Origin of the sequence: Pseudomonas alkylphenolica, from assembly GCF_016009175.1 — a bacterium.
In the GTDB taxonomy this organism is placed as follows: domain Bacteria; phylum Pseudomonadota; class Gammaproteobacteria; order Pseudomonadales; family Pseudomonadaceae; genus Aquipseudomonas; species Aquipseudomonas alkylphenolica_B.
Genome location: NZ_JADUCM010000004.1, coordinates 205,458 through 226,136, shown reverse-complemented (window position 1 = coordinate 226,136; position 20,679 = coordinate 205,458). Strand labels below are relative to the sequence as shown.

The 20,679-nt window shown below is 60.1% G+C and carries 24 protein-coding genes; 14 read left to right on the top strand and 10 right to left on the bottom strand.

What is annotated here, in order from left to right:
* Positions 1-340 precede the first annotated feature (340 nt).
* Together rhtA and I5S59_RS06970 are read left to right on the top strand one after the other, a co-directional pair.
* Complete coding sequence (rhtA, locus tag I5S59_RS06975; RefSeq protein ID WP_197875962.1) at positions 341-1,228, top strand: threonine/homoserine exporter RhtA; 888 nt, start codon at positions 341-343, stop codon at positions 1,226-1,228.
* 186 nt (positions 1,229-1,414) lie between these two features.
* On the top strand, positions 1,415-1,696 hold the full coding sequence (locus tag I5S59_RS06970) for a hypothetical protein (protein ID WP_128326292.1): 282 nt from the start codon (positions 1,415-1,417) through the stop codon (positions 1,694-1,696).
* 58 nt (positions 1,697-1,754) lie between these two features.
* Here the strand turns inward: I5S59_RS06970 and I5S59_RS06965 are convergent, their stop codons facing one another.
* Both I5S59_RS06965 and I5S59_RS06960 read right to left on the bottom strand, forming a co-directional pair.
* A complete protein-coding gene (locus I5S59_RS06965; protein WP_197875961.1) occupies positions 1,755-3,569 on the bottom strand; it encodes an aminopeptidase P family protein in 1,815 nt (604 codons plus the stop codon).
* 55 nt (positions 3,570-3,624) lie between these two features.
* A complete protein-coding gene (locus I5S59_RS06960; RefSeq protein WP_197875959.1) occupies positions 3,625-4,785 on the bottom strand; it encodes a cysteine desulfurase family protein in 1,161 nt (386 codons plus the stop codon).
* 207 nt (positions 4,786-4,992) lie between these two features.
* On the opposite strand from I5S59_RS06960, the gene I5S59_RS06955 reads away from it, so the two are divergent.
* Both I5S59_RS06955 and I5S59_RS06950 read left to right on the top strand, forming a co-directional pair.
* Entirely contained in the window at positions 4,993-6,102 is a 1,110-nt protein-coding gene (locus I5S59_RS06955; RefSeq protein WP_197875958.1) for a DUF3182 family protein, read from the top strand.
* On the top strand, positions 6,089-6,859 hold the full coding sequence (locus tag I5S59_RS06950) for an alpha/beta hydrolase family protein (RefSeq protein WP_197875957.1): 771 nt from the start codon (positions 6,089-6,091) through the stop codon (positions 6,857-6,859). Before I5S59_RS06955 ends, I5S59_RS06950 begins: the two co-directional genes overlap by 14 nt.
* A gap of 2 nt (positions 6,860-6,861) precedes the next feature.
* Here I5S59_RS06950 and I5S59_RS06945 read toward each other — a convergent pair whose 3' ends face one another.
* On the bottom strand, positions 6,862-7,218 hold the full coding sequence (locus I5S59_RS06945; RefSeq protein ID WP_197875956.1) for an antibiotic biosynthesis monooxygenase: 357 nt from the start codon (positions 7,216-7,218) through the stop codon (positions 6,862-6,864).
* 88 nt (positions 7,219-7,306) lie between these two features.
* Here I5S59_RS06945 and soxR point away from each other — a divergent pair, with 88 nt between their 5' ends.
* Positions 7,307-7,777 (top strand): redox-sensitive transcriptional activator SoxR, encoded by a 471-nt coding sequence (gene soxR / locus I5S59_RS06940; RefSeq protein ID WP_197875955.1) that lies wholly within the window; start codon positions 7,307-7,309, stop codon positions 7,775-7,777.
* 117 nt (positions 7,778-7,894) lie between these two features.
* On the top strand, positions 7,895-8,443 hold the full coding sequence (locus I5S59_RS06935) for a cysteine hydrolase family protein (RefSeq protein ID WP_197875954.1): 549 nt from the start codon (positions 7,895-7,897) through the stop codon (positions 8,441-8,443).
* A 39-nt stretch (positions 8,444-8,482) separates the two neighbouring features.
* On the opposite strand, the gene I5S59_RS06930 is transcribed toward I5S59_RS06935, so the two are convergent.
* Entirely contained in the window at positions 8,483-9,046 is a 564-nt protein-coding gene (locus tag I5S59_RS06930) for a helix-turn-helix domain-containing protein (protein ID WP_197875953.1), read from the bottom strand.
* Between the two features lie 83 nt (positions 9,047-9,129).
* Here I5S59_RS06930 and I5S59_RS06925 point away from each other — a divergent pair, with 83 nt between their 5' ends.
* The 7 genes from I5S59_RS06925 to I5S59_RS06895 all read left to right on the top strand — a co-directional run bounded on the left by I5S59_RS06925 (position 9,130) and on the right by I5S59_RS06895 (position 16,287).
* The gene (locus tag I5S59_RS06925) at positions 9,130-10,071 is read left to right on the top strand and encodes a DMT family transporter (RefSeq protein ID WP_197875952.1); all 942 of its coding nucleotides are present in this window, start codon (positions 9,130-9,132) and stop codon (positions 10,069-10,071) included.
* A gap of 155 nt (positions 10,072-10,226) precedes the next feature.
* A complete protein-coding gene (locus I5S59_RS06920) occupies positions 10,227-13,142 on the top strand; it encodes a monovalent cation/H+ antiporter subunit A (RefSeq protein ID WP_197875951.1) in 2,916 nt (971 codons plus the stop codon).
* On the top strand, positions 13,142-13,486 hold the full coding sequence (locus I5S59_RS06915) for a Na+/H+ antiporter subunit C (RefSeq protein WP_010224297.1): 345 nt from the start codon (positions 13,142-13,144) through the stop codon (positions 13,484-13,486). The genes I5S59_RS06920 and I5S59_RS06915 overlap by 1 nt, the downstream gene beginning before the upstream one ends.
* Positions 13,483-15,165, top strand: a complete 1,683-nt coding sequence (locus I5S59_RS06910) for a monovalent cation/H+ antiporter subunit D (RefSeq protein ID WP_197875950.1) — start codon at positions 13,483-13,485, stop codon at positions 15,163-15,165. The genes I5S59_RS06915 and I5S59_RS06910 overlap by 4 nt, the downstream gene beginning before the upstream one ends.
* A complete protein-coding gene (locus tag I5S59_RS06905; RefSeq protein ID WP_197875948.1) occupies positions 15,162-15,650 on the top strand; it encodes a Na+/H+ antiporter subunit E in 489 nt (162 codons plus the stop codon). The genes I5S59_RS06910 and I5S59_RS06905 overlap by 4 nt, the downstream gene beginning before the upstream one ends.
* Positions 15,647-15,925 carry a K+/H+ antiporter subunit F gene (locus I5S59_RS06900; protein WP_010224304.1) on the top strand — a complete coding sequence of 93 codons (279 nt, stop codon included), beginning with the start codon at positions 15,647-15,649 and terminating at the stop codon, positions 15,923-15,925. The genes I5S59_RS06905 and I5S59_RS06900 overlap by 4 nt, the downstream gene beginning before the upstream one ends.
* Positions 15,922-16,287, top strand: coding sequence for a Na+/H+ antiporter subunit G (locus I5S59_RS06895; protein ID WP_197875946.1), 366 nt, complete (start codon positions 15,922-15,924; stop codon positions 16,285-16,287). The genes I5S59_RS06900 and I5S59_RS06895 overlap by 4 nt, the downstream gene beginning before the upstream one ends.
* Here I5S59_RS06895 and I5S59_RS06890 read toward each other — a convergent pair whose 3' ends face one another.
* Positions 16,288-16,500: a hypothetical protein gene (locus tag I5S59_RS06890; RefSeq protein WP_197875944.1), complete on the bottom strand. Its 213-nt coding sequence runs from the start codon at positions 16,498-16,500 to the stop codon at positions 16,288-16,290.
* Positions 16,497-16,967 (bottom strand): hypothetical protein, encoded by a 471-nt coding sequence (locus I5S59_RS06885; RefSeq protein WP_128326277.1) that lies wholly within the window; start codon positions 16,965-16,967, stop codon positions 16,497-16,499. Before I5S59_RS06885 ends, I5S59_RS06890 begins: the two co-directional genes overlap by 4 nt.
* A 316-nt stretch (positions 16,968-17,283) precedes the next feature.
* Between I5S59_RS06885 and I5S59_RS06880 the strand changes: the two genes are divergently transcribed.
* Positions 17,284-17,496 carry a hypothetical protein gene (locus I5S59_RS06880; protein WP_197875987.1) on the top strand — a complete coding sequence of 71 codons (213 nt, stop codon included), beginning with the start codon at positions 17,284-17,286 and terminating at the stop codon, positions 17,494-17,496.
* Positions 17,497-17,498: 2 nt separating this feature from the next.
* Here the strand turns inward: I5S59_RS06880 and I5S59_RS06875 are convergent, their stop codons facing one another.
* From I5S59_RS06875 to I5S59_RS06860, 4 genes are all read right to left on the bottom strand, one after another.
* Positions 17,499-17,720 (bottom strand): hypothetical protein, encoded by a 222-nt coding sequence (locus tag I5S59_RS06875; RefSeq protein WP_197875942.1) that lies wholly within the window; start codon positions 17,718-17,720, stop codon positions 17,499-17,501.
* Positions 17,721-17,928: 208 nt separating this feature from the next.
* Positions 17,929-18,333, bottom strand: coding sequence for a TraR/DksA family transcriptional regulator (locus I5S59_RS06870; RefSeq protein WP_128326274.1), 405 nt, complete (start codon positions 18,331-18,333; stop codon positions 17,929-17,931).
* A 430-nt stretch (positions 18,334-18,763) separates the two neighbouring features.
* Positions 18,764-19,537: an enoyl-CoA hydratase gene (locus I5S59_RS06865; protein WP_197875941.1), complete on the bottom strand. Its 774-nt coding sequence runs from the start codon at positions 19,535-19,537 to the stop codon at positions 18,764-18,766.
* Positions 19,538-19,550: 13 nt separating this feature from the next.
* Complete coding sequence (locus I5S59_RS06860; RefSeq protein WP_197875940.1) at positions 19,551-20,678, bottom strand: acyl-CoA dehydrogenase family protein; 1,128 nt, start codon at positions 20,676-20,678, stop codon at positions 19,551-19,553.
* Position 20,679: the final 1 nt, after the last annotated feature.

Genomic DNA, 20,679 nt, shown 5'->3' with positions numbered 1-20,679 from the left:
ACTCGCTGCGATCTCTCGTCAGCGGGAGGCGAATTCTACAGCGTTTCAATCCGCTGTCAACCACCTTTTTCACCGCTGCCGATCTTTCGATCGAAGCCCCTCCGGTACTACCTGGAACATCTAACTCGTTGAATCTCAAGGAGTTTTCCGTTCCGACTGCGCCGGAAGTGGGGCGAATTATAGACAGATCCACAGGGGCGTCAAGGGTTAATTAAGGAAACCATCAAAGAAAAGAAAACTGCGCACTATATTGCTCACTTTCCTGATATTCGCGCATCATACCCCGCCTACGCTGAACGTGCGCACCGCCTCGTCTATATATAAGGAACACTCGACCGTAATGAACGCCCAACCCCGTAGCCTGGCTGCCACGTTGTTTCCCATTGGCTTGCTGATGATTGCCATGGCCTCCATTCAATCAGGCGCCTCGCTGGCCAAGAGCATGTTCCCGATCGTAGGTGCGCAAGGCACAACGACGCTGCGGCTGGTATTTGCCAGCGTCATCATGCTGTTGCTGCTACGCCCCTGGCGTGCCCGCCTCACTGCCAGTACGCTGCGCACGGTAGTGATTTACGGCATGGCCCTGGGCGGCATGAACTTCCTCTTCTATATGTCGCTGCGTACCGTACCGCTGGGTATCGCCGTAGCCCTGGAGTTCACCGGCCCCCTGGCCGTCGCCATCTATGCCTCACGCCGTGCAGTGGACTTTCTCTGGATCGGCCTGGCCATCGTCGGTTTGCTGCTGCTGATCCCTGTAGGCCAGACCAACAGCGGTATCGACCTTGTCGGCGCCGGTTATGCGCTGGGAGCCGGTGTGTGCTGGGCGCTCTACATTCTCTATGGGCAGAAGGCCGGTGCCGAAAACGGCATTCAAACTGCTGCCCTGGGAGTAATGATCGCTGCGCTCTTCGTTGCCCCGATCGGAATCGTGCATGCTGGCAGTGCATTGCTCACACCGTCCCTGATACCAATAGCCCTGGGTGTCGCGATCTTGTCCACCGCCCTGCCCTACAGCCTGGAGATGGTGGCGCTGACACGCATGCCTGCCCGGACTTTCGGCACCCTGATGAGTATCGAGCCAGCCTTTGGCGCACTGTCCGGGCTGCTGTTTCTCGGAGAAGTACTGTCCACCGCTCAATGGTTGGCCATCGCCGCCATTATCATCGCTTCAGTGGGTGCTACCCTGACCATGCGCAAAGAAAGTCCCGCGCTGGTCGCTGCCGACTGACTTGAGAATTATTTCCATTTAAACCGAGAATTATCATTGTGCCGGGCATCTTCGGTCTTTAAGCTGTCATGCAACGACAACCTTGATGTTATCTAATAGGACGAGACAGGGACGCAAGGGAGCATCAGGACGACGCCACAGCTATCGGACCCGGATGACAGATCCGGCACGAATGTAAGGACGGGAATGAAACGAATTTTGCTCATCCTGGCCATATTGGCCATTGCTGGATGCGCGGCGACTGCCAAAACCGAAGTCAAGCGCGGCAAGAAAGGCCTGCACATCAGCTGCTCCGGCCTCTCGTCATCCTGGGAAAAATGCAACGAAAAGGCGACGACTGCCTGCGGCGCCAAAGGCTACAAAGTGATCGCCCGCTCTGGTAACGACGATGAAGAAGCCGGTGACTTCCTGTTTGGCCTCAATCCCGCCGGCTACACCAGCCGCAGCATGATCGTGATCTGCAAGTAACGAACTCCCCACTCAAAGGGCAGCCAGCAGGCTGCCCTTTGTGCACTGGCTACCGCCTTCAGATCGAAAGTGCTGCAGTTCGCTCATGCAACCATTGCAATGCAGCCCCACTGAGCAATGGCGATAGTCGTTCGCGCACCTGCTGGTGGTAGCCGTTGAGCCAGCCCAGCTCCTGTGCATTCAACAGCTCTGGCAACAGGCAACGGGTATCGATCGGACACAATGTCAGGGTCTCGAACGCCAGGAAGTCGCCAAATTCGCTGCGCCCCGCCTCACGGTTGAAGACCAGGTTTTCAATACGAACGCCCCAACGGCCAGGTCGGTAGGTCCCCGGCTCGATTGACGTGATCATCCCGGCCTGCATTGCCGTCTGAGGCGCAGCCAGCGCCTGATAGGCAATCACCTGCGGGCCTTCATGCACATTCATGAAGTAGCCGACACCGTGCCCGGTGCCATGACCATAATCCACGTGCTCAGCCCAGATTGGTGCCCGGGCGATAGCATCGAGCATCGGCGAAAGAATGCCGCGCGGGAAACGGGCCGCCGACAATGCAATCACCCCTTTGAGCACCCGGGTACAGTCCTGCTTCTGCTCCAGGCTAGGGGTGCCCACTGGCACCATGCGCGTGATGTCTGTGGTACCGCCCAAGTACTGACCGCCCGAGTCAATCAGCAACAGACCATCGCCTTCGATACGTGAATGGGACGCTTCGGTCGCACGATAATGCGGCATCGCACCGTTGGCATTGAACGCCGCTATGGTGGAAAAACTCAATGAAACGAAACCTGGACGACGGGCCCGGGCAGCACTTAGCTGCTCATCGATGGTCAACTCGGTGATCGTTTCCCGCCCTTGCGCCGCCTCCAGCCAGGCGAAAAACTCACACAACGCGGCACCATCCTGCTCCATCGCCCTGCGGATATGCAGCAGATCTTCTGTGCTCTTTTTCGACTTGGCCAGTGTCGTGGGGTTAAGCCCTTCAACCAATCGAACGTCGCTCGGCAAACTGTCGATCAACCCCCGGGTTACTCGCGCAGGATCCAGCAGCAGGCTGCTGCCCGCCGACACCTCGGACAAGCCCGTGTGTATATCCGCATAATCGCGCACCGCAATGCCATCGGCTTCAAGCACCTGACGCAGCGCTGCATCGAGTTTGCCAGGGGCAACGTAGAGCGTTGCCTGCGCCTGACCGATCAGGGCGAACGAGACAAACACCGGATTGTAGGAAACGTCGCTACCACGCAAGTTGAACAACCAGGCAATGTCGTCAAGGGTGGCAATGAAGTGCCAGTCGGCGCACCGTTCGCACATGGCCGCGCGTAACTGTTCGAGTTTATCAGCACGACTCACGGTCGCTTCGGGAGGCAGGTGCTGATAGACCGGACTCTGCGGCAAGGACGGACGGTCCTGCCACACCTGGCCAAGCAGGTCCCGAGTGGTGAGCAATCGTGCATTGCGGGCCTGAAGGCGCTCCTCCAGTTGACGTGCTGATGCCAGTGCCATTACCTCACCATCAACGGCCACCACGCCTGCCTCTGGCGTCTGCTCGGCCAGCCAGTCCAGCGGCCCCGGTTTTCCGGGTTGCAGCTTCATCAGTTCGATGCTGCTGCCGGCAAGCTCCTTCTCGGCCTGCTCCCAATAACGGCTATCGACCCACAGTCCGGCGAAATCTGGTGTCACGATCAAGGTGCCGACCGACCCATGGAAGCCGGACAGCCATTCGCGCCCTTGCCAATAGCCAGGCAAGTATTCGGAAAGGTGAGGATCGGCCGAAGGCACCAGCAAGGCGCTAACCCCTTCTTGCTCCATCACCTGACGAACTGCCGCCAGGCGTTCTTTCACCGCTCCCTGCGTTGAAGACTGAGTGTTCATGCTGACTCCTGCTACCACGGCATCCATCGATTAGGCGCAGATAATGGAACAGGTGTCAGCCTCCGGCAACTGCCCAGAACGGCTGCGGCTGCAACGAGGCCTTGATTGCCTGCACCGCCTGATCAACATCCTCTATCCGGGTGTAACGGCCCAGGCTCAGACGAATGCTCTGCCGTGCAGCCTGCGGTGTAAGTCCCAATGCAAGCAGCACATGCGAGGGCTGGCTACTGGAGGAGTTGCACGCCGACGTCGAGGAAAACGCCAGACGTTCGGCAAGGGCTGCAAGATCCGGCGCATCACCAGTAAAGGTCAGGCTAAGGGTGTGCTCAATGCGTTGATGGGGGCTGCCGTTGACGACCAGCCCGGGAATATCGCCAAGCAGGTCCAGCAAGTGTTGGCGCAACTGGCCTATACGCAGGACTTCGCCTTCGAGTAATTGGCCTGCGAGTTCGAAAGCTGTTCCCAGACCAACAATCTGGTGAGTGGCTAGCGTTCCAGAGCGCAAGCCACCTTCATGGCCACCGCCATGAATCTGTGCACAGAGCAAAGGCCTGGCACGCTCACCGACATACAAGGCACCAATGCCCTTGGGACCATAGACCTTGTGGGCAGAGAACGACATCAGGTCCACAGGCCATTGCTTGAGGTCGATGCGCAGTTTGCCAACGCCTTGAGCAGCGTCCACATGCAGCAACGCCCCGTGCTGATGTACCACTTCGCCAATGGCGGCAACATCGTTGACGGTACCCAGTTCATTGTTGACCAGCATCAACGAGACCAGCACGGTGTCATCGCGCAATGCTGCGGCCACCCCCTCCGGGCTGATGACACCTTGGCCATCGGGGACCAGGCGCGTCACCGAGAACCCGGCCTGCTCCAGCTGAAAGACCGTATCAAGCACCGCCTTGTGTTCAATCTGGCTGGTAATGATATGGCCACGCTGATGCCCCTGAGCCACCCCCTTCAGCGCCAGGTTGTTGGACTCAGTAGCACCCGACGTCCAGACGATCTGCCCGGCCTCGGCCCCCACCAGGGCAGCAACCTGGGCGCGCGCCCGCTCGACGGCCGTGCGTGCCAGCTGACCGTAGCGGTGCGAAGTGGATGCCGGATTGCCAAAGTTACCCGAGGCACCCAGGCACTCGACCATCACCTGTATGACTCGCTCGTCGACCGGTGTCGTGGCGGCGTAATCGAAATACAACGGGAGAGTATTCATTGCTGCAGGCCTCTGGTTGTCCATGCCTATATAGAGAAGACGCTGCCTGCATAAGCGCAGGCACGAATAACCCATAGTGCCTCACCGCCAATAGAACTATTAATTATATATTTCCATATACATATAACTTTAAGCGAAATAATTCGTACTCACTGAACTTCCGGGCGATGCGGCCTTCACAACAATACAGCCCGCCGAGGAAATACCATGCGCCGCGCCACCGACCATAAACAGGGTGTCGTGCTGCTCGATACGCGCGACCACACCCCGGAACACGAACACAGTGTGCACCTCAAGCTTGCCGAACGCCTGGCCCAATTGCTCGGTACGCAGGTCACTGAACCCGTGTACCCAGCTACGCACAGCGACAACTTCTATTTCCTGCCCACCGAAACCCTGATCGATCCGAATCGCTATCGGGATATGGGCATTACGTCGGCCCAGGATCTGTTCGGCGGAATGGTGAAAGCGCCTTACATGGCCACCAAGGCCATTTCCCACCCACTGCCGGCCAACGGTCGCTATCCCCTGGGCTGGACCGACGAATTTGCTCGCCGCGCAAGTGATGCGTTACTCAGTGGCTATACCGTATTCAGCCTTGAGGATGCCCACCGCGCTTCGGCACTGTTGTTGCGCGACGGGCCGCTGCGGATAAAGCCGGTGCGGGCCACGGCCGGGCGAGGACAAACGGTGATCACCTCGACCACCGACGTCGAGCAGGCGCTGGCAGGCCTGGACGAACGGGAGCTGGCGATCTGGGGCCTGACGCTTGAAGAAAACCTGACCGAGGTTCAAACCTTCAGTGTTGGCCAGGCCTTGGTCGCCGGCATTCTGTGCAGCTATTACGGTACCCAGCAATTGACCCGCGACCATACCGGCGAAGAGATCTACGGTGGCTCGGACCTGGTGCTGGTCCGCGGTGACTATGACGCCTTGCTGCAACTGGAGCTCGACGACCCGCTGCGCCTGGCCGTTACCCAGGCCAGGACCTACGAGCAGGCAGCCCTGCAGAGTTTTCCGGGCTTCATCGCTTCACGCCGAAACTATGACGTCGCCCGCGGCCTGAACAGTCGCGACAAGCCACGCAGCGGCGTGCTGGAACAATCATGGCGAATAGGTGGCGCCAGCAGTGCCGAGATTCTGGCCCTGCAGGCATTCGCAGCCGATCCGGCGCTCAATCGGGTGCGCGCCTCCACCCATGAAGTTTTCGAGGAGCCGGATCTGCCTGGGGATTCGACCATTTTCTATCAGGGGGACGACAGTGAACTCGGACGAATCTGCAAGTATGCACGCCTGCGCGACTATGACCATCCATAGCGAGTCCATCGAAATTCAGGTCGACGACGAACACATCGCCGCGACCATCGTCAGCCCCGGCGACAAGGTGCCCGGCATTTTATTCGTGCATGGTTGGGGCGGCAGCCAGCAGCGCGACCTGGCGCGGGCAAAACAGATCACCGGCCTTGGCTGTGTGTGCATGACGTTCGACCTGCGTGGCCATGAAAAAACCGAACACCAGCGCCTGAGCGTGACCCGCGAACAGAATCTGGCCGACCTTGTGGCCGCCTATGATCGACTGGTCAGCCACCCGGCAGTCGACACCAGCGCGATTGCCGTGATCGGCAGCAGCTACGGCGGCTATCTGGCGACCCTATTGACCGCCTTGCGGCCAGTTAAATGGCTGGCCTTGAGGGTCCCGGCGCTATATTGGGACGATGAGTGGACCACCCCCAAACAAGGCCTCGACCGGCAGAAGCTGAACGACTATCGCCGTCGCCCGTTGGGGCCCGCCGACAACCGAGCGTTAGGCGCCTGCGCCGAGTTTGCCGGCGACGTGCTGCTGGTTGAGTCGGAACAGGACGATTATGTGCCGCACAGCACACTGATGAGCTACCGCTCGGCATTCGTCAGCGCCCACTCACTGACCCATCGGATCGTCGATGGTGCGGACCATGCACTGTCCAGCGACCGCAGCCAGAAAGCCTACAGCTCGATTCTCAGCGCCTGGGTCAGCGAAATGGTCATCGGCGCGCGCCTTGATCGCTACCCTCACCATTCACCCTGGTATTCCTGAGCCTACGGCAATTGGCAATGCAATCCATCGGTGGCACTGCGCGCCAGGCTGCTCAGGGTTTGAAAGGCGGCGAAATTGACGCCTTTGGCCTGATGCTGCCGGATCAACTGCAAAAAGGGCTCCTGGGCAAAACTGCTGGCCGCCTTTTCCCAGGCATTGCGTGATTGCCACTGCAGGTACTGCAGTACGCGGCTGCCGTCATCGCTGGCCTGAACACTTGCGCCAATCAGGCCGACATGCTGTAAAGCCAACAGTTCGCTGCGTTCAGCCAGAGCCTGGGCCAAGGCAAGCTGATGCGCGGGTACGACCTCGAATTCGATCATCTGGGTAAAACACAGGCTGCGCTCTGGAGCCCTCATCGGCACGTTCTCCCTGTCAGTGAACTTGTGATGCAACGGCAGGCAGGGTAAAACCTCTAGTTAACTCAAGGTCAAGCGGATTTTTGTCATGATTACGCCCTGCACCGCCGAAAAGGTCCTGACCGTCGGCCAACTGGCAATCCGTAGCGGAGTGGCGGTGACGGCCCTGCACTTTTATGAAAGCAAGGGGTTGATCCACAGTACCCGCAGTAGCGGAAATCAGCGGCGTTACCCGCGTGAAACCCTGCGCCGGGTAGCAGTGATAAAGATGGCTCAACGCCTGGGCATTCCCCTGGCAACCATTCACGCTGCGCTGCAGACGCTACCCGTTGACCGCGCCCCCAGCGTCAGCGACTGGCAACGGCTGTCAGCCCAGTGGCGCCAGGACCTGAACCAGCGCATCGACAAGTTGCTGGCGCTGCGTGATCAGCTGGACGGTTGCATCGGTTGCGGCTGCATGTCACTGCAGAGCTGCCCGCTACGAAACTGCAATGACGAACTGGCCGAGCACGGTCCTGGTCCGCAACTGCTTGAGCCCGGTGCCGACGCTACGCCGTAGCCCCATTGTTGCGAAAGGCACCGGGCCTGATTTGTCGTTCGCGCCACCCCACAAGCGTACGGTTAACGCCTATAACTTTACCCACACCACAACGACGCCCTCCGAGAGGCCTCCGACATGAGCAAGCACGCACTGATTGTCATCGATATCCAGAACGACTACTTCCCCGGCGGCAAATGGACCCTGGAGGGCGCGGACCGCGCCGCCGACAATGCCGCCCGCATCATTGCCGCGAGCCGCAACAAAGGTGACCTGGTGGTTCATGTACGCCACGAGTTCGAGTCCAGCGATGCACCGTTTTTCGCCCCGGGCTCAGAGGGTGCACAGATCCACCCCAAGGTCGCGCCGCAAGGCAACGAGCCCGTAGTGCTGAAACACAAGGTCAATTCGTTCCTGAACACCAACCTCAAGGCGGTGCTGGATGAACACAACATCAATGCCGTAACCGTACTCGGCAGCATGAGCCATATGTGCATTGATGGCTTCACCCGTGCTGCCGCCGACCTGGGGTATGGCGTTACGGTGATCCATGATGCCTGTGCCAGCCGCGACCTGGAGTTCAACGGGCAAACGGTGCCAGCGGCGCAGGTGCATGCTGCCTACATGGCTTCCTTGGCCTTCGCCTACGCCCAGGTCATTTCGACCGAGGACTACCTGAAGAATTGAAGCATGCCGCAAAGGGCTGGCCTGGCAGCCAGCCCTGCACTAGATCACCACATTGCGCACAAAGCGTGTAGCCACTTCGCCGTCGTTGCGGTAAGCGTGCATGCGGTTGCTGGCAAAGCTGAAAAAGTCCCCTGACTGCAGGTGCTGTTGCTGGTCTTCGATGATCAGCGTCAGGCACCCTTCAAACACGTAGACCTGCTCACTCCAGCCATCGGCATCCGCCTCAGAAACGTAGGTCTCCCCTGGTTCCAGGCGCCATTCCCACAGCTCGACCTCGCGCGTAGCTGCAGAACTGGCCAGCAACACGGCTTTGCTTCCCGGCTGAACGCCGGTCCAGGCCAGCTCGTTTATCCGGCTCGGGTCGCGATTGTCTGGAGCCTGGATCAGGTCGGTAAAGGCAGCACCCAGCGCTTCGGCAAGGCGATCGAGCGTGGTCAGGCTGACGTTCTTCTCACCGGCCTCGATCGCCACCAGCATGCGTCGGCTGACGCCTGATTTTTCCGCCAGGGCAATCTGACTGAGGTCAGCAGCATGACGCAGACGACGAACGTTCTGGCTGACATGCTGCAACACGGACGCCCGTTGATTGAAATCTTTGTGCACTATATTGCTCACTGTCAGGGTTTGCGCAGTATACTGCTCACTTCTTCGCAATTGTGCGTTCCCTCTCATTTGTGTGCAAGTCCATGCCTCCAATCACTCCACCTGAGCGCCCTTCCGTTTCCTTCCGGCTGAGCAAGGCTGAACTGGTCCTGGTGTTTATCACCATGCTCTGGGGCGGTACCTTCCTGCTGGTGCACAACGTCATGACCGTCAGCGGCCCGATGTTCTTCGTCGGCCTGCGCTTTGCCGCCGCGACCCTGTTCGTTGGCCTGGTGTCGGCGCGTGTGTTGTCGGGGCTCACCGCCACCGAGTTCAAGGCAGGGGTTTTGATTGGGGTCTCGATCATGCTCGGCTACGGCTTGCAGACCTACGGCCTGCAAACCATCAGCAGTAGCCAGTCGGCCTTCATCACAGCGCTGTATGTGCCCTTCGTGCCGTTGTTGCAATGGTTCGTACTGGGACGCCGCCCGGGCCTGATGCCAAGCCTGGGCATCGGCCTGGCGTTTGTCGGGCTCATGCTGCTGGCCGGCCCCGAGGGGGGCTCACTGCAGTTCAGCGCAGGCGAAATCGCCACCCTGGTCAGCGCAGTGGCGATTGCTGCAGAAATCATCCTGATCAGTCGCTATGCGGGCAAGGTCGACGTACGCCGGGTAACGGTGGTGCAACTGGCGACGGCTTCGGTGCTGTCGTTCATGATGGTAGTGCCAACCCAGGAACCATTGCCTGACTTTTCCTGGCTGCTGTTGCTCAGCGCCCTGGGCCTGGGCGCCATGAGCGCCGCCATTCAAGTGGCCATGAACTGGGCGCAGAAGTCGGTATCGCCAACCCGGGCCACCCTGATCTATGCCGGTGAACCCGTGTGGGCAGGCGTCGTAGGGCGTATTGCCGGTGAGCGTCTACCCGGCGTCGCCCTGCTGGGTGGGCTGTTGATCGTGATCGCGGTGGTGATCAGCGAGCTGAAAATCAAACGCCGCGAGCAACCGGCCACGACACTGGACGTTCAGGAGCAAGGACGAGAAGCCTGAGCCCAGTGGGCAATATCCGTCTATTCTTTGAAAAAAACTGTTATAAAAAAAATGTTTGATACGCCGTGTTTGTAGGATTCTGCCACAGCTTCTCTGTTGGTGATCGACCGTACGCCACGTATGATCCCTTACAAACTCCTGCAGATTAGAAATCTATGTCCTTGATAGTGCTACTGCTTCTGCCGTTCATCGGCAGCTGCCTGGCGGCTGTCTTGCCGCACAACGCACGCAACAGCGAGTCGCTGCTTGCCGGGCTTGTCGCCCTGGCGGGCACCGTCCAGGTCGCTTTGATGTACCCGCAGATCGCCGACGGCGGCGTGATCCGCGAAGAATTCCTGTGGCTACCAAGCCTGGGCCTGAACCTGGTCCTGCGCATGGACGGTTTTGCCTGGCTTTTCTCGCTGCTGGTCCTGGGTATCGGCACGCTGGTGTCGTTGTATGCACGCTACTACATGTCCCCGCAAGATCCGGTACCACGGTTCTTCGCATTTTTCCTGGCATTCATGGGCGCAATGCTCGGCCTGGTGATCTCCGGCAACCTGATACAGATCGTGTTCTTCTGGGAACTGACCAGCGTTTTCTCCTTCCTGCTGATCGGTTACTGGCACCATCGCGCCGACGCCCGCCGCGGCGCCTACATGGCCCTGATGGTCACCGGTGCGGGGGGATTGTGCCTGTTGGCGGGGGTGCTGCTGCTTGGCCATGTGGTCGGCAGCTATGACCTCGACAAGGTCCTCGCTGCCGGCGAGCTGATTCGCAATCATGCCCTGTATCCCGTCCTGTTGCCGTTGATCCTCATCGGCGCATTGAGCAAAAGCGCACAATTCCCGTTTCACTTCTGGCTGCCCCACGCCATGGCGGCGCCCACCCCCGTCTCGGCCTACCTGCACTCGGCAACCATGGTCAAAGCCGGGGTGTTTCTCCTGGCGCGTTTGTGGCCGGTGCTCTCCGGCAGCGAAGAATGGTTCTGGATCGTCGGCGGGGCCGGTGCCTGCACCCTGCTGCTGGGCGCATTCGCCGCCATGTTCCAGAACGACCTCAAGGGCCTGCTGGCCTACTCGACCATCAGCCACCTCGGCCTGATCACTTTGCTGCTTGGTCTGAACAGCCCGCTGGCAGCGGTTGCCGCCGTGTTCCACATCCTCAACCATGCCACGTTCAAGGCCTCGTTGTTCATGGCCGCCGGCATCATTGACCACGAAAGCGGCACGCGTGATATCCGCCGTCTCAGCGGCCTGTTCCGGTTGATCCCGTTTACCGCAACACTGGCCATGGTCGCCAGCGCCGCCATGGCCGGCGTACCCCTGATGAACGGCTTCCTGTCCAAGGAAATGTTCTTCGCCGAAACCGTGTTCATCAGCTCCAGCGCCTGGATCGAAGCCTCACTGCCGGTCATTGCCACCCTGGCGGCCACCTTCAGCGTGGCCTACGCCTTGCGCTTTACCGTCGATGTGTTCTTTGGCCCACCCGCCACCGACTTGCCGCACACCCCACATGAACCACCCCGCTGGATGCGCGCGCCGGTCGAACTGCTGGTGCTGACCTGCCTGGTGGTCGGTATGTTCCCCGCCCAATCGGTCGGGCCGTTGCTGGCCGCTGCTGCCTTGCCAGTGGTGGGCGGTACGCTGCCCGAGTACAGCCTGGCCGTCTGGCATGGCTGGAACGCCCCGCTGATCATGAGCCTGATCGCCATGTGCGGCGGCGTCGTGCTCTACCTGCTGCTGCGCAACCAGCTCAAACTGGGCCGCTTCCCTTATCCACCACTGATCGAGCGCTTCAACGGCAAACGCCTGTTCGAACATGGGCAGGTGCTATTGATGCGCGCAGCCCGCCGCTTCGAGCGGGTAATGACCACCCGACGCCTGCAAAAGCAACTGTTCATGCTGGTACTGGTGGCCTTTCTGGCCGGCCTGCTGCCGATGCTGCACAGCGGCCTGAGCTGGGGCGACCGGCCAAAGATTCCGGGTTCCGGGGTATTCGTAACACTTTGGTTGATCGCGATTGCCTGCGCCCTGGGCGCCGCCTGGCAAGCCAAGTACCACCGGCTGGCGGCACTGACCATGGTCAGTGTCTGCGGCCTGATGACCTGCATCACCTTCGTCTGGTTCTCCGCACCGGACCTGGCCCTGACCCAGCTGGCGGTCGAAGTGGTCACCACCGTATTGATCCTGCTCGGCCTGCGCTGGTTGCCACGCCGGATCGAGGGAGTCTCGCCGCTGCCTGGCAGCCGGGAGCAGGCACGCCTGCGGCGCTTGCGCGACCTGATTCTGGCCGTCCTGGTGGGCGGCGGCATGGCACTGCTGTCCTATGCGATGCTGACCCGTCCGACCCCCAACGACATCTCCTCCTTCTACCTGAGCAGGGCCCTGCCCGAAGGTGGCGGCAGCAACGTCGTCAATGTCATGCTCGTCGACTTCCGTGGCTTTGACACCCTCGGTGAAGTCACTGTGCTGGTGGCCGTGGCGCTAGCGGTGTTCGCGTTGCTGCGACGCTTCCGGCCGCCCCGCGAGAGCATGCAGTTACCTGCCCAGCAGCGCCTTCTGGCACCAGACGTCGTCACTGACCTGGTCAACCCGCGCCAGGCGGCCGACACGGCCCTTGGCTTCATGATGGTCCCGGCGGTGCTGGTACGCCTCCTGCTGCCCATAGCCCTGGTGGTTTCGATGTACCTGTTCATGCGTGGGCACAACCAGCCGGGTGGCGGCTTTGTCGCAGGCCTGGTGATGTCGGTGGCGTTCATTCTGCAGTACATGGTCGCCGGCACACAGTGGGTCGAAGCACAGATGAGCTTGCGACCACTGCGGTGGATGGGTACCGGCTTGCTGTGTGCCACCCTCACCGGCGGCGGCGCAATGCTGCTCGGCTACCCCTTCCTGACCACGCACACCGCGCACCTGCACCTGCCATTGCTGGGCGACATCCATATCGCCAGCGCACTGTTCTTTGATATCGGCATCTTCACGGTCGTGGTCGGCTCAACACTGTTGATCCTCACCGCCCTGGCTCACCAGTCGGTGCGCGGACACCGTCCGGCCAGCCAACCCAAAGCCACCCCGACAGGAGCCGCCTGATGGAAGAAGTCATCGCAATTGCCATTGGTGTGCTCGCCGCCTCCGGCGTCTGGTTGATTCTGCGACCGCGGACGTTTCAAGTGGTGATGGGTTTGTGCCTGCTGTCCTATGGCGTCAACCTGTTCATCTTCAGCATGGGCAGCCTGTTCATCGGCAAGGAGCCGATCATCAAGGATGGCGTGCCGCAAGACCTGCTCAACTACACCGACCCCCTGCCGCAGGCCCTGGTACTGACCGCCATTGTCATCAGCTTCGCCATGACTGCCCTGTTTCTGGTGGTGCTGCTGGCATCGCGCGGGTTGACCGGCACCGACCATGTGGACGGCCGGGAGCCCAACGAATGAGTTTCATGAACCAACTGATTGTTGCTCCGATCCTGCTGCCCTTGCTGACGGCCGCACTGATGTTGCTGCTGGGCGAAAAGCGCAGGCCGCTCAAGGCCCGCCTCAACCTGCTTTCCAGCCTCCTTGGACTGGCGATCTCGGTTACCTTGCTGGTGTGGGTACAGGCTCAGGGCCAGGCCAGTTCGATCGGCGTTTACCTGCCGGGCAACTGGCAAGCGCCGTTTGGTATTGCCCTGGTGGTTGATCGCCTGTCGGCGCTGATGCTGGTGCTCACCGGGATCATCGGCGTCAGCGCCCTGATCTTCGCCATGGCCCGCTGGGACGGCGCCGGGGCGAGCTTCCATGCGTTGTTCCAGATCCAGCTGATGGGCCTGTATGGTGCCTTCCTGACCGCCGACCTGTTCAACCTGTTCGTGTTTTTCGAGGTACTGCTGGCAGCGTCCTACGGTTTGCTGTTGCACGGTTCCGGACGGGCACGAGTCAAGGCCGGCCTGCACTACATCGCGATCAACCTGTTTGCCTCGTCGCTGTTTCTCGTCGGTGCGGCCATGCTTTATGGCGTGACCGGCACCCTGAACATGGCTGACCTGGCCCTGAAAATCCCGCTGGTACCAGAGGCCGACCGCGGCCTGCTACATGCCGGCGCGGCGATCCTGGCCACGGCATTCCTGGCCAAAGCGGGAATCTGGCCGCTTAACTTCTGGCTGGTACCGGCCTACTCCGCAGCCAGCGCCCCGGTGGCCGCGCTGTTCGCGATCATGACCAAAGTCGGCATCTATACCGTGCTGCGCCTGTGGACCTTATTGTTCTCTGGTCAGGCCGGTGCTTCCGCGTTCTTTGGTGGTGAATGGCTGGTCTATGGCGGTCTGGCAACCCTGGGCTGCGCTGCCGTGTCGATCCTCGCCGCCCAACGCCTGGAGCGCATGGCCAGCTGGAGCATCCTCGCATCGGCCGGCACACTTATGGCGGCCATCGGCTTTGGTCAGGCGGCGCTGACGGCCGGTGCACTGTTTTATCTAGTCAGCTCGACCCTGGCGCTGTGCGCCCTGTTCCTGCTGGCCGAGCTGATCGAGCGCTCTCGCTCGGCCAACGAACAACCGCTTGAAGATGATGAATGCCAACCCCCACTGCTTGAATCGCTACACCCGCCGAAGGGCATCAACCTCGATGACGAGCAGAAAGCCGTTATCGGGCAAGTGATCCCCTGGACCATGGCCTTCCTCGGCCTGAGCTTCATCGCCTGCGCCCTGCTGATCATCGGCATGCCGCCGCTCTCGGGCTTCATTGGCAAGATCAGCCTGATTGCCGCACTGTTCAACCCTCAGGGCCTGGGCGTTGCCCCCGAGCAACCGCTCTCTGCTCAAGGCTGGGCCCTTGTAGCACTGCTGGTTCTGTCGGGTATGGCCACGATGATTGCCCTGACCCGCGTCGGCATCCAGCGTTTCTGGACACCCCAGGAGCGCCCTTCACCCGCGCTGCGCCGCTATGAATGCATCCCCATCGTGCTCCTGCTCGGGCTGTGCATTGCCTTGAGCGTGCGCGCCGAGCCGCTGCTGCGTTATACCCAGGACACCGCCGCCAGCCTGCAGGACCCTGAGCAGTACGTGAACGCAGTTCTCGGTACCCGCCCCATCCCCGGCCCTACCAGCCAGGCAGCCAGCGCGCAGGTGCAACCATGAAGCGCCTGTTCCCCGCACCGCTGCTGTCGTTGTCCCTGTGCCTGCTGTGGTTGCTGCTGAACCTCTCGGTGAGCCCCGGCAACCTGTTGCTGGCAGTGCTGCTTGGCATGCTTGCACCCTTGCTCATGGCGCCACTGCGGCCCGTGTCGGCACACATCCGCCACCCGTGGACCGTTGTGCGCCTGATCGTGCGTGTCGGTATCGATGTGCTGATTTCCAACCTGCAAGTGGCGCGCAGTGTGTGGACACTCAACCGTCGCCCACCGCGCTCGAAGTTCGTGCACATTCCGCTCGAACTGCGTGATGCTCACGGCTTGGCGGCCCTGTCGATGATCACCACCGTCGTGCCTGGCACCATCTGGTCGGAACTGGCACTGGATCGTAGCGTCCTGCTGTTACACGTGTTCGACCTGGACGATGAAGCACGCTTTATCGAACACTTCAAACAGACCTACGAGCGCCCTTTGATGGAGATTTTCGAATGACAGGACTGCTCGCCAACGCCATCCTCGCCAGCCTGTTCATTTTTGCCCTGGCCATGGCCCTGACACTGGTCCGGCTGTTTCGCGGCCCATCGGCACAGGACCGGGTCCTGGCACTGGACTACCTGTACATTCTGGCGATGCTGATGATGCTGGTACTGGGCATACGCTATGCCAGCGACACCTACTTTGAAGGTGCCCTGCTAATTGCGCTGTTCGGCTTTGTCGGCTCTTTTGCGCTGGCCAAGTTCCTGCTGCGCGGCGAGGTGATCGAATGAACAACCTGAACGAACTACCCCTATGGATTGAAGTACTGGTCGCCGCGCTACTGCTGCTGAGCAGTCTTTTCGCCCTGAGCGGTGCGCTGGGCCTGATCCGCCTCAAGAGCTTTTTTCAGCGCATGCACCCGCCGGCCCTGGCATCGACACTGGGCACCTGGTGCGTCGCATTGGCCTCAATCCTGTACTTCTCGGCGCTCAAGCACTCACCCGTGCTGCACGCCTGGCTGATTCCTATCCTGATGGCAATCACCGTCCCTGTGACCACCTTGCTCCTGGCGCGCGCCGCACTGTTTCGCAAGCGCATGGCTGGCGATGATGTGCCCGAAGAAATCAGCAGTGGGCGAGACAGAGGCCATTGATCACTGCCCGGTGAGCGCCTGCAACTCACGACGGACCATCGAGGCGTACTCCGGCGGGCTCAACTGATACAACTCAGTGGCAACCCAATTCAACCAAGCACCCTGCAGGCGCGCGCGTTGCGCAAACCAAAATGCCGCCTGTTCACGGGCCGGCCGTTGATACCGGGCATGAAAATCGGCACGACTCGACACGGGCTGGAACGACTCGCTCACTCGCTGGCCTTGAACGTCGTCAGCTCACCCTTGCGCCACTTGGCCGCTTTACCAGTTGCTGCCTTGAGGATCTTGCCCAAGCCTTCCTGCAACTGCTCGTGGGCAGCAAAGATCATCACCACGCCCTGGCCTTCGCGCAGCACAATACCTTCGCCTTCCGGTACCGAGACGAATGCGTAGTCGCCCAGGCCGTAAACTGTCAGTTTGATTTCACGAAAACGGACTTCCAGCTTGCCACCTTCGCGACTGGGTAATACGGCGGCTCGAAAGTGATCGCCTACCTTGAGTTCCAGTCGCTGTTTGTCGTCGACAACAAGGGCTGTTTCAGTGTCGATTTCGGCCATGTACAAGCCTTCCGCGTTTTGCTCGGTGACATAAACAAAACGCGATTGGAACTGTTTGACCAGTTTGGCCCGAAGATCGCCCAGCACAAACAGGGCATGTGTATCCAGATTACTGACTGCCAATGAAAAATTCCTCAAACCGATTACACGACGCTACCACGGGAACGGCATGGCTCCACGAAGGCAACGTCACTTCAATGTCGAAGTCTGAAAGACTAATAGGTAAAAGCATGAAGCGTCTGTGCGGGCGGGCGCCTCAGCGCGCAGGAACTGTCACTCCTGCACGTCAGCCAAAGCGACACAACAGGCACCCTGCGAATTTCCGTCAATGGAAACGTACTTTCTGACATCAAAACTGTCAGGAAAATGCGATAGATACATCCAGGCCCCTCGGCAGAACGGGGCTTCGGATCTCTTCTACATTTCACAGGGAAGGAATATGCACGAAAACACCGAAATCCGTCGAGAGGCTAGCAACATTTCTTACATCAACTACCGAAAAGCAAGCCTGGGCATAGACAGTGCTCGCTATGTTGTGATCCCTGCAGGGATCAACTTTTTTCACATCACCGAGCACGCGACCGGTCAGGTGAAAGGCTTTCGTTGCCGACACAGCGACGCCTGCGAACTGGCCCGCGCCCTGGAATGCTGAAATCAGCTGCAAACGGCCTGGCGCGCTGCCCCAGGTCGTTTATTGGCACGCAACTGCTCCTGCCAGGCAACCTGGCACTCAACGGCCTCGGCACGCGTAGCGAATGCCGTGCCCCGCCGCTCACCGTTGACCAGCACGACCCAACATACCCGCTTGCCGACCGCTTGCAAGGAAGCAGGTACTCCGCTCCCGATCATCACGGCGACATCGACTCGGCTATTCATAATTCCCTCCGGAATTTAGTTAGCAACCTAACGATATTGCCATCATACGCCCGATTTAGCTGCGGTAAAAGCTATTGCCGGTATAGCTGTGTTGCATCACAAGCAACAAATTCCGACGCTCATCCCCGACTGCAACCCTGCGTTTCACGCCGGATAGAAACGCCAAGGCCCCGAAGATTGCTCTACGGGGCCTTGGCGATAGTGCCGGTCAGAGTTGACGCTGGTGCTTGTCAATCTGCTCGTGGCGCTCTTGAGCTTCGATGCAGTACTTGGTGGTCGGGCTGATCAGCAAGCGTTTGAGGCCAATCGGCTCGCCGCTGTCATCACACCAGCCAAAGCTGTCGTCGTTGATACGGCCAAGCGCCATTTCCAGCTGCGGCAACAGGCGCTGGTCGCGTTCGATGGCGTTAACCAGCCAATGGCGCTCTTCCTCTACAGAGGCAGCGTCAGCCGGATCTGCAGGGCTGTCCAGGCTCTCGATGGTTATGCGGCTCTGTTCGATGCGCTCCTGGGTCTCGACTTTCATCGACTTCAGCAACTCGGTGAAGAACGCCAGTTGCTCGGCGTTCATGTAGTCATCGGCCGGCATGGCCAGCAACTTTTCCTTGGTCATCGATTTCTCTATGAAAATAACGTGCATTTAAGCGATTGGATTGCCATCACCGACAGTTCGCCGACAGCGGAATTCTTCAAGCACCCTTCGGCACTCTATTTACGAGGGGCGGCAGTCTAAGGCGCCACGTCCTGCTGGGCAACAAAAATGACAGTACAACGGTCCGAAACGGTCTGGAATCCGCCAATCAGTAGCATGGCAAGGTCCATCATGCTACCAAGGGATGCCAGTTTGGCCGGTACTGAAGCGAAAAGTGCATTACATGTAGTAACAATTCATGCTCAGCCAAGATCTACCCACACGTTTTTACGTGTAAGGCCCAAGCATCGGCAGCCACGAGCATTGTCACAGAGAGGACGCTGCGCAAACCATTGCAGGCTCGGCCAGCGCCCACTACGCAAAATCGCAGTGAGCGCTGTTTCAGCGTTTATCAGCGGTCTTTGAACTGAGCTTCGCGCTTGGCAACGAATGCTGCCATGCCTTCCTTCTGATCCTCAGTGGCGAACGCCGCGTGGAACACACGGCGCTCAAAGCGCACGCCTTCACTCAGGGTAACTTCGAAGGCACGGTTTACACTTTCCTTGACCATCATGGTCACAGGGATCGACTTGCTGGCGATGGTGGCCGCCACTTTCAAGGTTTCTTCAAGCAGTTCGGCTTGTGGCACTACCCGTGCCACCAGCCCTGCACGCTCGGCTTCCTCGGCGCCCATCAAGCGACCGCTCAGGCACAGTTCCATCGCCTTGGCCTTGCCGACAGCGCGGGTCAGGCGCTGGGTGCCGCCCATGCCGGGCAAAACGCCCAGGTTGATTTCCGGCTGGCCGAACTTGGCGTTGTCGGCGGCGAGAATGAAATCGCACATCATCGCCAGCTCACAGCCACCGCCCAAGGCAAAGCCGGACACTGCGGCAATGATCGGCTTGCGCCGGTTGGCAATACGGTCGGCATCGCTGAACAGGTCGTCGACGTAGATCTGCGGGTAGCGCAGGTCCGCCATTTCCTTGATATCGGCACCTGCGGCAAAGGCCTTGGCAGAGCCTGTGAGCACCACGCAGCCAATGTTCGGGTTGGCTTCAAGCTGGTCCAGCGCCTGGTTGATTTCACCGACGATCTGCGCATTCAGCGCGTTCAACGCCTGCGGCCGGTTCAGGGTGATCAGGCCGACCTTGCCATGGATGTCCAACAGGATGGTTTCGAATGCCATGCAGACTGCTCCTTCAAAGATTGCGCGCAATGACCATGCGCTGAATGTCGCTGGTGCCTTCGTAGATCTGGCAGACCCGCACATCGCGGTAGATCCGCTCCAGCGGGAAGTCGCTCAGATAGCCATAACCGCCGAGGGTCTGCAAGGCCTCCGAGCAGACCTTTTCGGCCATTTCCGAAGCAAAAAGCTTGGCCATCGAGGCTTCGACCAGCGCTGGACGCCCGGCATCACGCAGCGCAGCGGCGTGCAGAACCATTTGCCTGGCCACCGCTATCCGGGTAGCCATATCGGCCAGGCGAAAGGCCACGGCCTGATGCTCGATCAGGGGTTTGCCGAAACTCTGGCGCTCACGGGCGTAGTCACGGGCCACCTCAAACGCGGCGCGGGCCATGCCCACCGACTGTGAAGCGATACCGATACGCCCGCCTTCAAGGTTGGCCAGCGCAATCTTGTAACCTTCGCCCTCTTCGCCCAGGCGGTTGGCGAGCGGAATACGTACATCGTCGAATACGATCTGGCAGGTATCGGATGCATGCTGACCGAGTTTGTCCTCGACCCGAGCGACCTGGTAACCCGGCGAGTCCGTCGGGACGATAAACGCGCTGATGCCGCGTTTGCCGGCAGCAGGGTCGGTCACGGCAAAGACAATCACCACCCCGGCGTTTTGCCCGGAAGTAATGAACTGCTTGCAGCCATTGAGCACATAGTGATCGCCATCGCGACGGGCGCGGGTCTTCAGGCTGCTGGCGTCTGAGCCGGCCTGTGGCTCGGTCAGCGCGAAGGCACCGAGCATGGCGCCGCTGGCCAGCGGCGTGAGGAACTGCTGCTTCTGTGCATCACTGCCAAACTTGAGGATCGGCACACACCCCACCGAGTTGTGCACACTCATGATGGTTGAGCAGGCGCCATCGCCTGCGGCAATTTCTTCCAGCGCCATGGCGTAGGCGACGTAACCTGTGTCGCTGCCGCCCCACTGCTCGGGCACCAGCATGCCAAACAGGCCCAGACCGGCCATCTCCTCGATGGCTTCCTTGGGAAAGCGATGCTCGCGGTCCCATTGCTCGGCAAACGGACGCAGGCGCTCTTGTGCGAACTGACGGACCGCCTCGCTGATTTGCTGTTGCTCTTCATTGACTAGCATG

Bases quoted from the DNA above. Each gene is read 5' to 3' on its own strand.
- I5S59_RS06950 (WP_197875957.1), top strand. From the start codon at position 6,089: ATGACCATCCATAGCGAGTCCATCGAAATTCAGGTCGACGACGAACAC.
- soxR (WP_197875955.1), top strand. From the start codon at position 7,307: ATGATTACGCCCTGCACCGCCGAAAAGGTCCTGACCGTCGGCCAACTG.
- I5S59_RS06970 (WP_128326292.1), top strand. From the start codon at position 1,415: ATGAAACGAATTTTGCTCATCCTGGCCATATTGGCCATTGCTGGATGC.
- I5S59_RS06860 (WP_197875940.1), bottom strand. From the start codon at position 20,678: ATGCTAGTCAATGAAGAGCAACAGCAAATCAGCGAGGCGGTCCGTCAG.
- I5S59_RS06935 (WP_197875954.1), top strand. From the start codon at position 7,895: ATGAGCAAGCACGCACTGATTGTCATCGATATCCAGAACGACTACTTC.
- I5S59_RS06865 (WP_197875941.1), bottom strand. From the start codon at position 19,537: ATGGCATTCGAAACCATCCTGTTGGACATCCATGGCAAGGTCGGCCTG.
- I5S59_RS06925 (WP_197875952.1), top strand. From the start codon at position 9,130: ATGCCTCCAATCACTCCACCTGAGCGCCCTTCCGTTTCCTTCCGGCTG.
- I5S59_RS06920 (WP_197875951.1), top strand. From the start codon at position 10,227: ATGTCCTTGATAGTGCTACTGCTTCTGCCGTTCATCGGCAGCTGCCTG.
- I5S59_RS06945 (WP_197875956.1), bottom strand. From the start codon at position 7,218: ATGAGGGCTCCAGAGCGCAGCCTGTGTTTTACCCAGATGATCGAATTC.
- rhtA (WP_197875962.1), top strand. From the start codon at position 341: ATGAACGCCCAACCCCGTAGCCTGGCTGCCACGTTGTTTCCCATTGGC.
- I5S59_RS06905 (WP_197875948.1), top strand. From the start codon at position 15,162: ATGAAGCGCCTGTTCCCCGCACCGCTGCTGTCGTTGTCCCTGTGCCTG.
- I5S59_RS06900 (WP_010224304.1), top strand. From the start codon at position 15,647: ATGACAGGACTGCTCGCCAACGCCATCCTCGCCAGCCTGTTCATTTTT.
- I5S59_RS06915 (WP_010224297.1), top strand. From the start codon at position 13,142: ATGGAAGAAGTCATCGCAATTGCCATTGGTGTGCTCGCCGCCTCCGGC.
- I5S59_RS06910 (WP_197875950.1), top strand. From the start codon at position 13,483: ATGAGTTTCATGAACCAACTGATTGTTGCTCCGATCCTGCTGCCCTTG.
- I5S59_RS06960 (WP_197875959.1), bottom strand. From the start codon at position 4,785: ATGAATACTCTCCCGTTGTATTTCGATTACGCCGCCACGACACCGGTC.
- I5S59_RS06965 (WP_197875961.1), bottom strand. From the start codon at position 3,569: ATGAACACTCAGTCTTCAACGCAGGGAGCGGTGAAAGAACGCCTGGCG.
- I5S59_RS06895 (WP_197875946.1), top strand. From the start codon at position 15,922: ATGAACAACCTGAACGAACTACCCCTATGGATTGAAGTACTGGTCGCC.
- I5S59_RS06955 (WP_197875958.1), top strand. From the start codon at position 4,993: ATGCGCCGCGCCACCGACCATAAACAGGGTGTCGTGCTGCTCGATACG.
- I5S59_RS06870 (WP_128326274.1), bottom strand. From the start codon at position 18,333: ATGACCAAGGAAAAGTTGCTGGCCATGCCGGCCGATGACTACATGAAC.
- I5S59_RS06880 (WP_197875987.1), top strand. From the start codon at position 17,284: ATGCACGAAAACACCGAAATCCGTCGAGAGGCTAGCAACATTTCTTAC.
- I5S59_RS06875 (WP_197875942.1), bottom strand. From the start codon at position 17,720: ATGAATAGCCGAGTCGATGTCGCCGTGATGATCGGGAGCGGAGTACCT.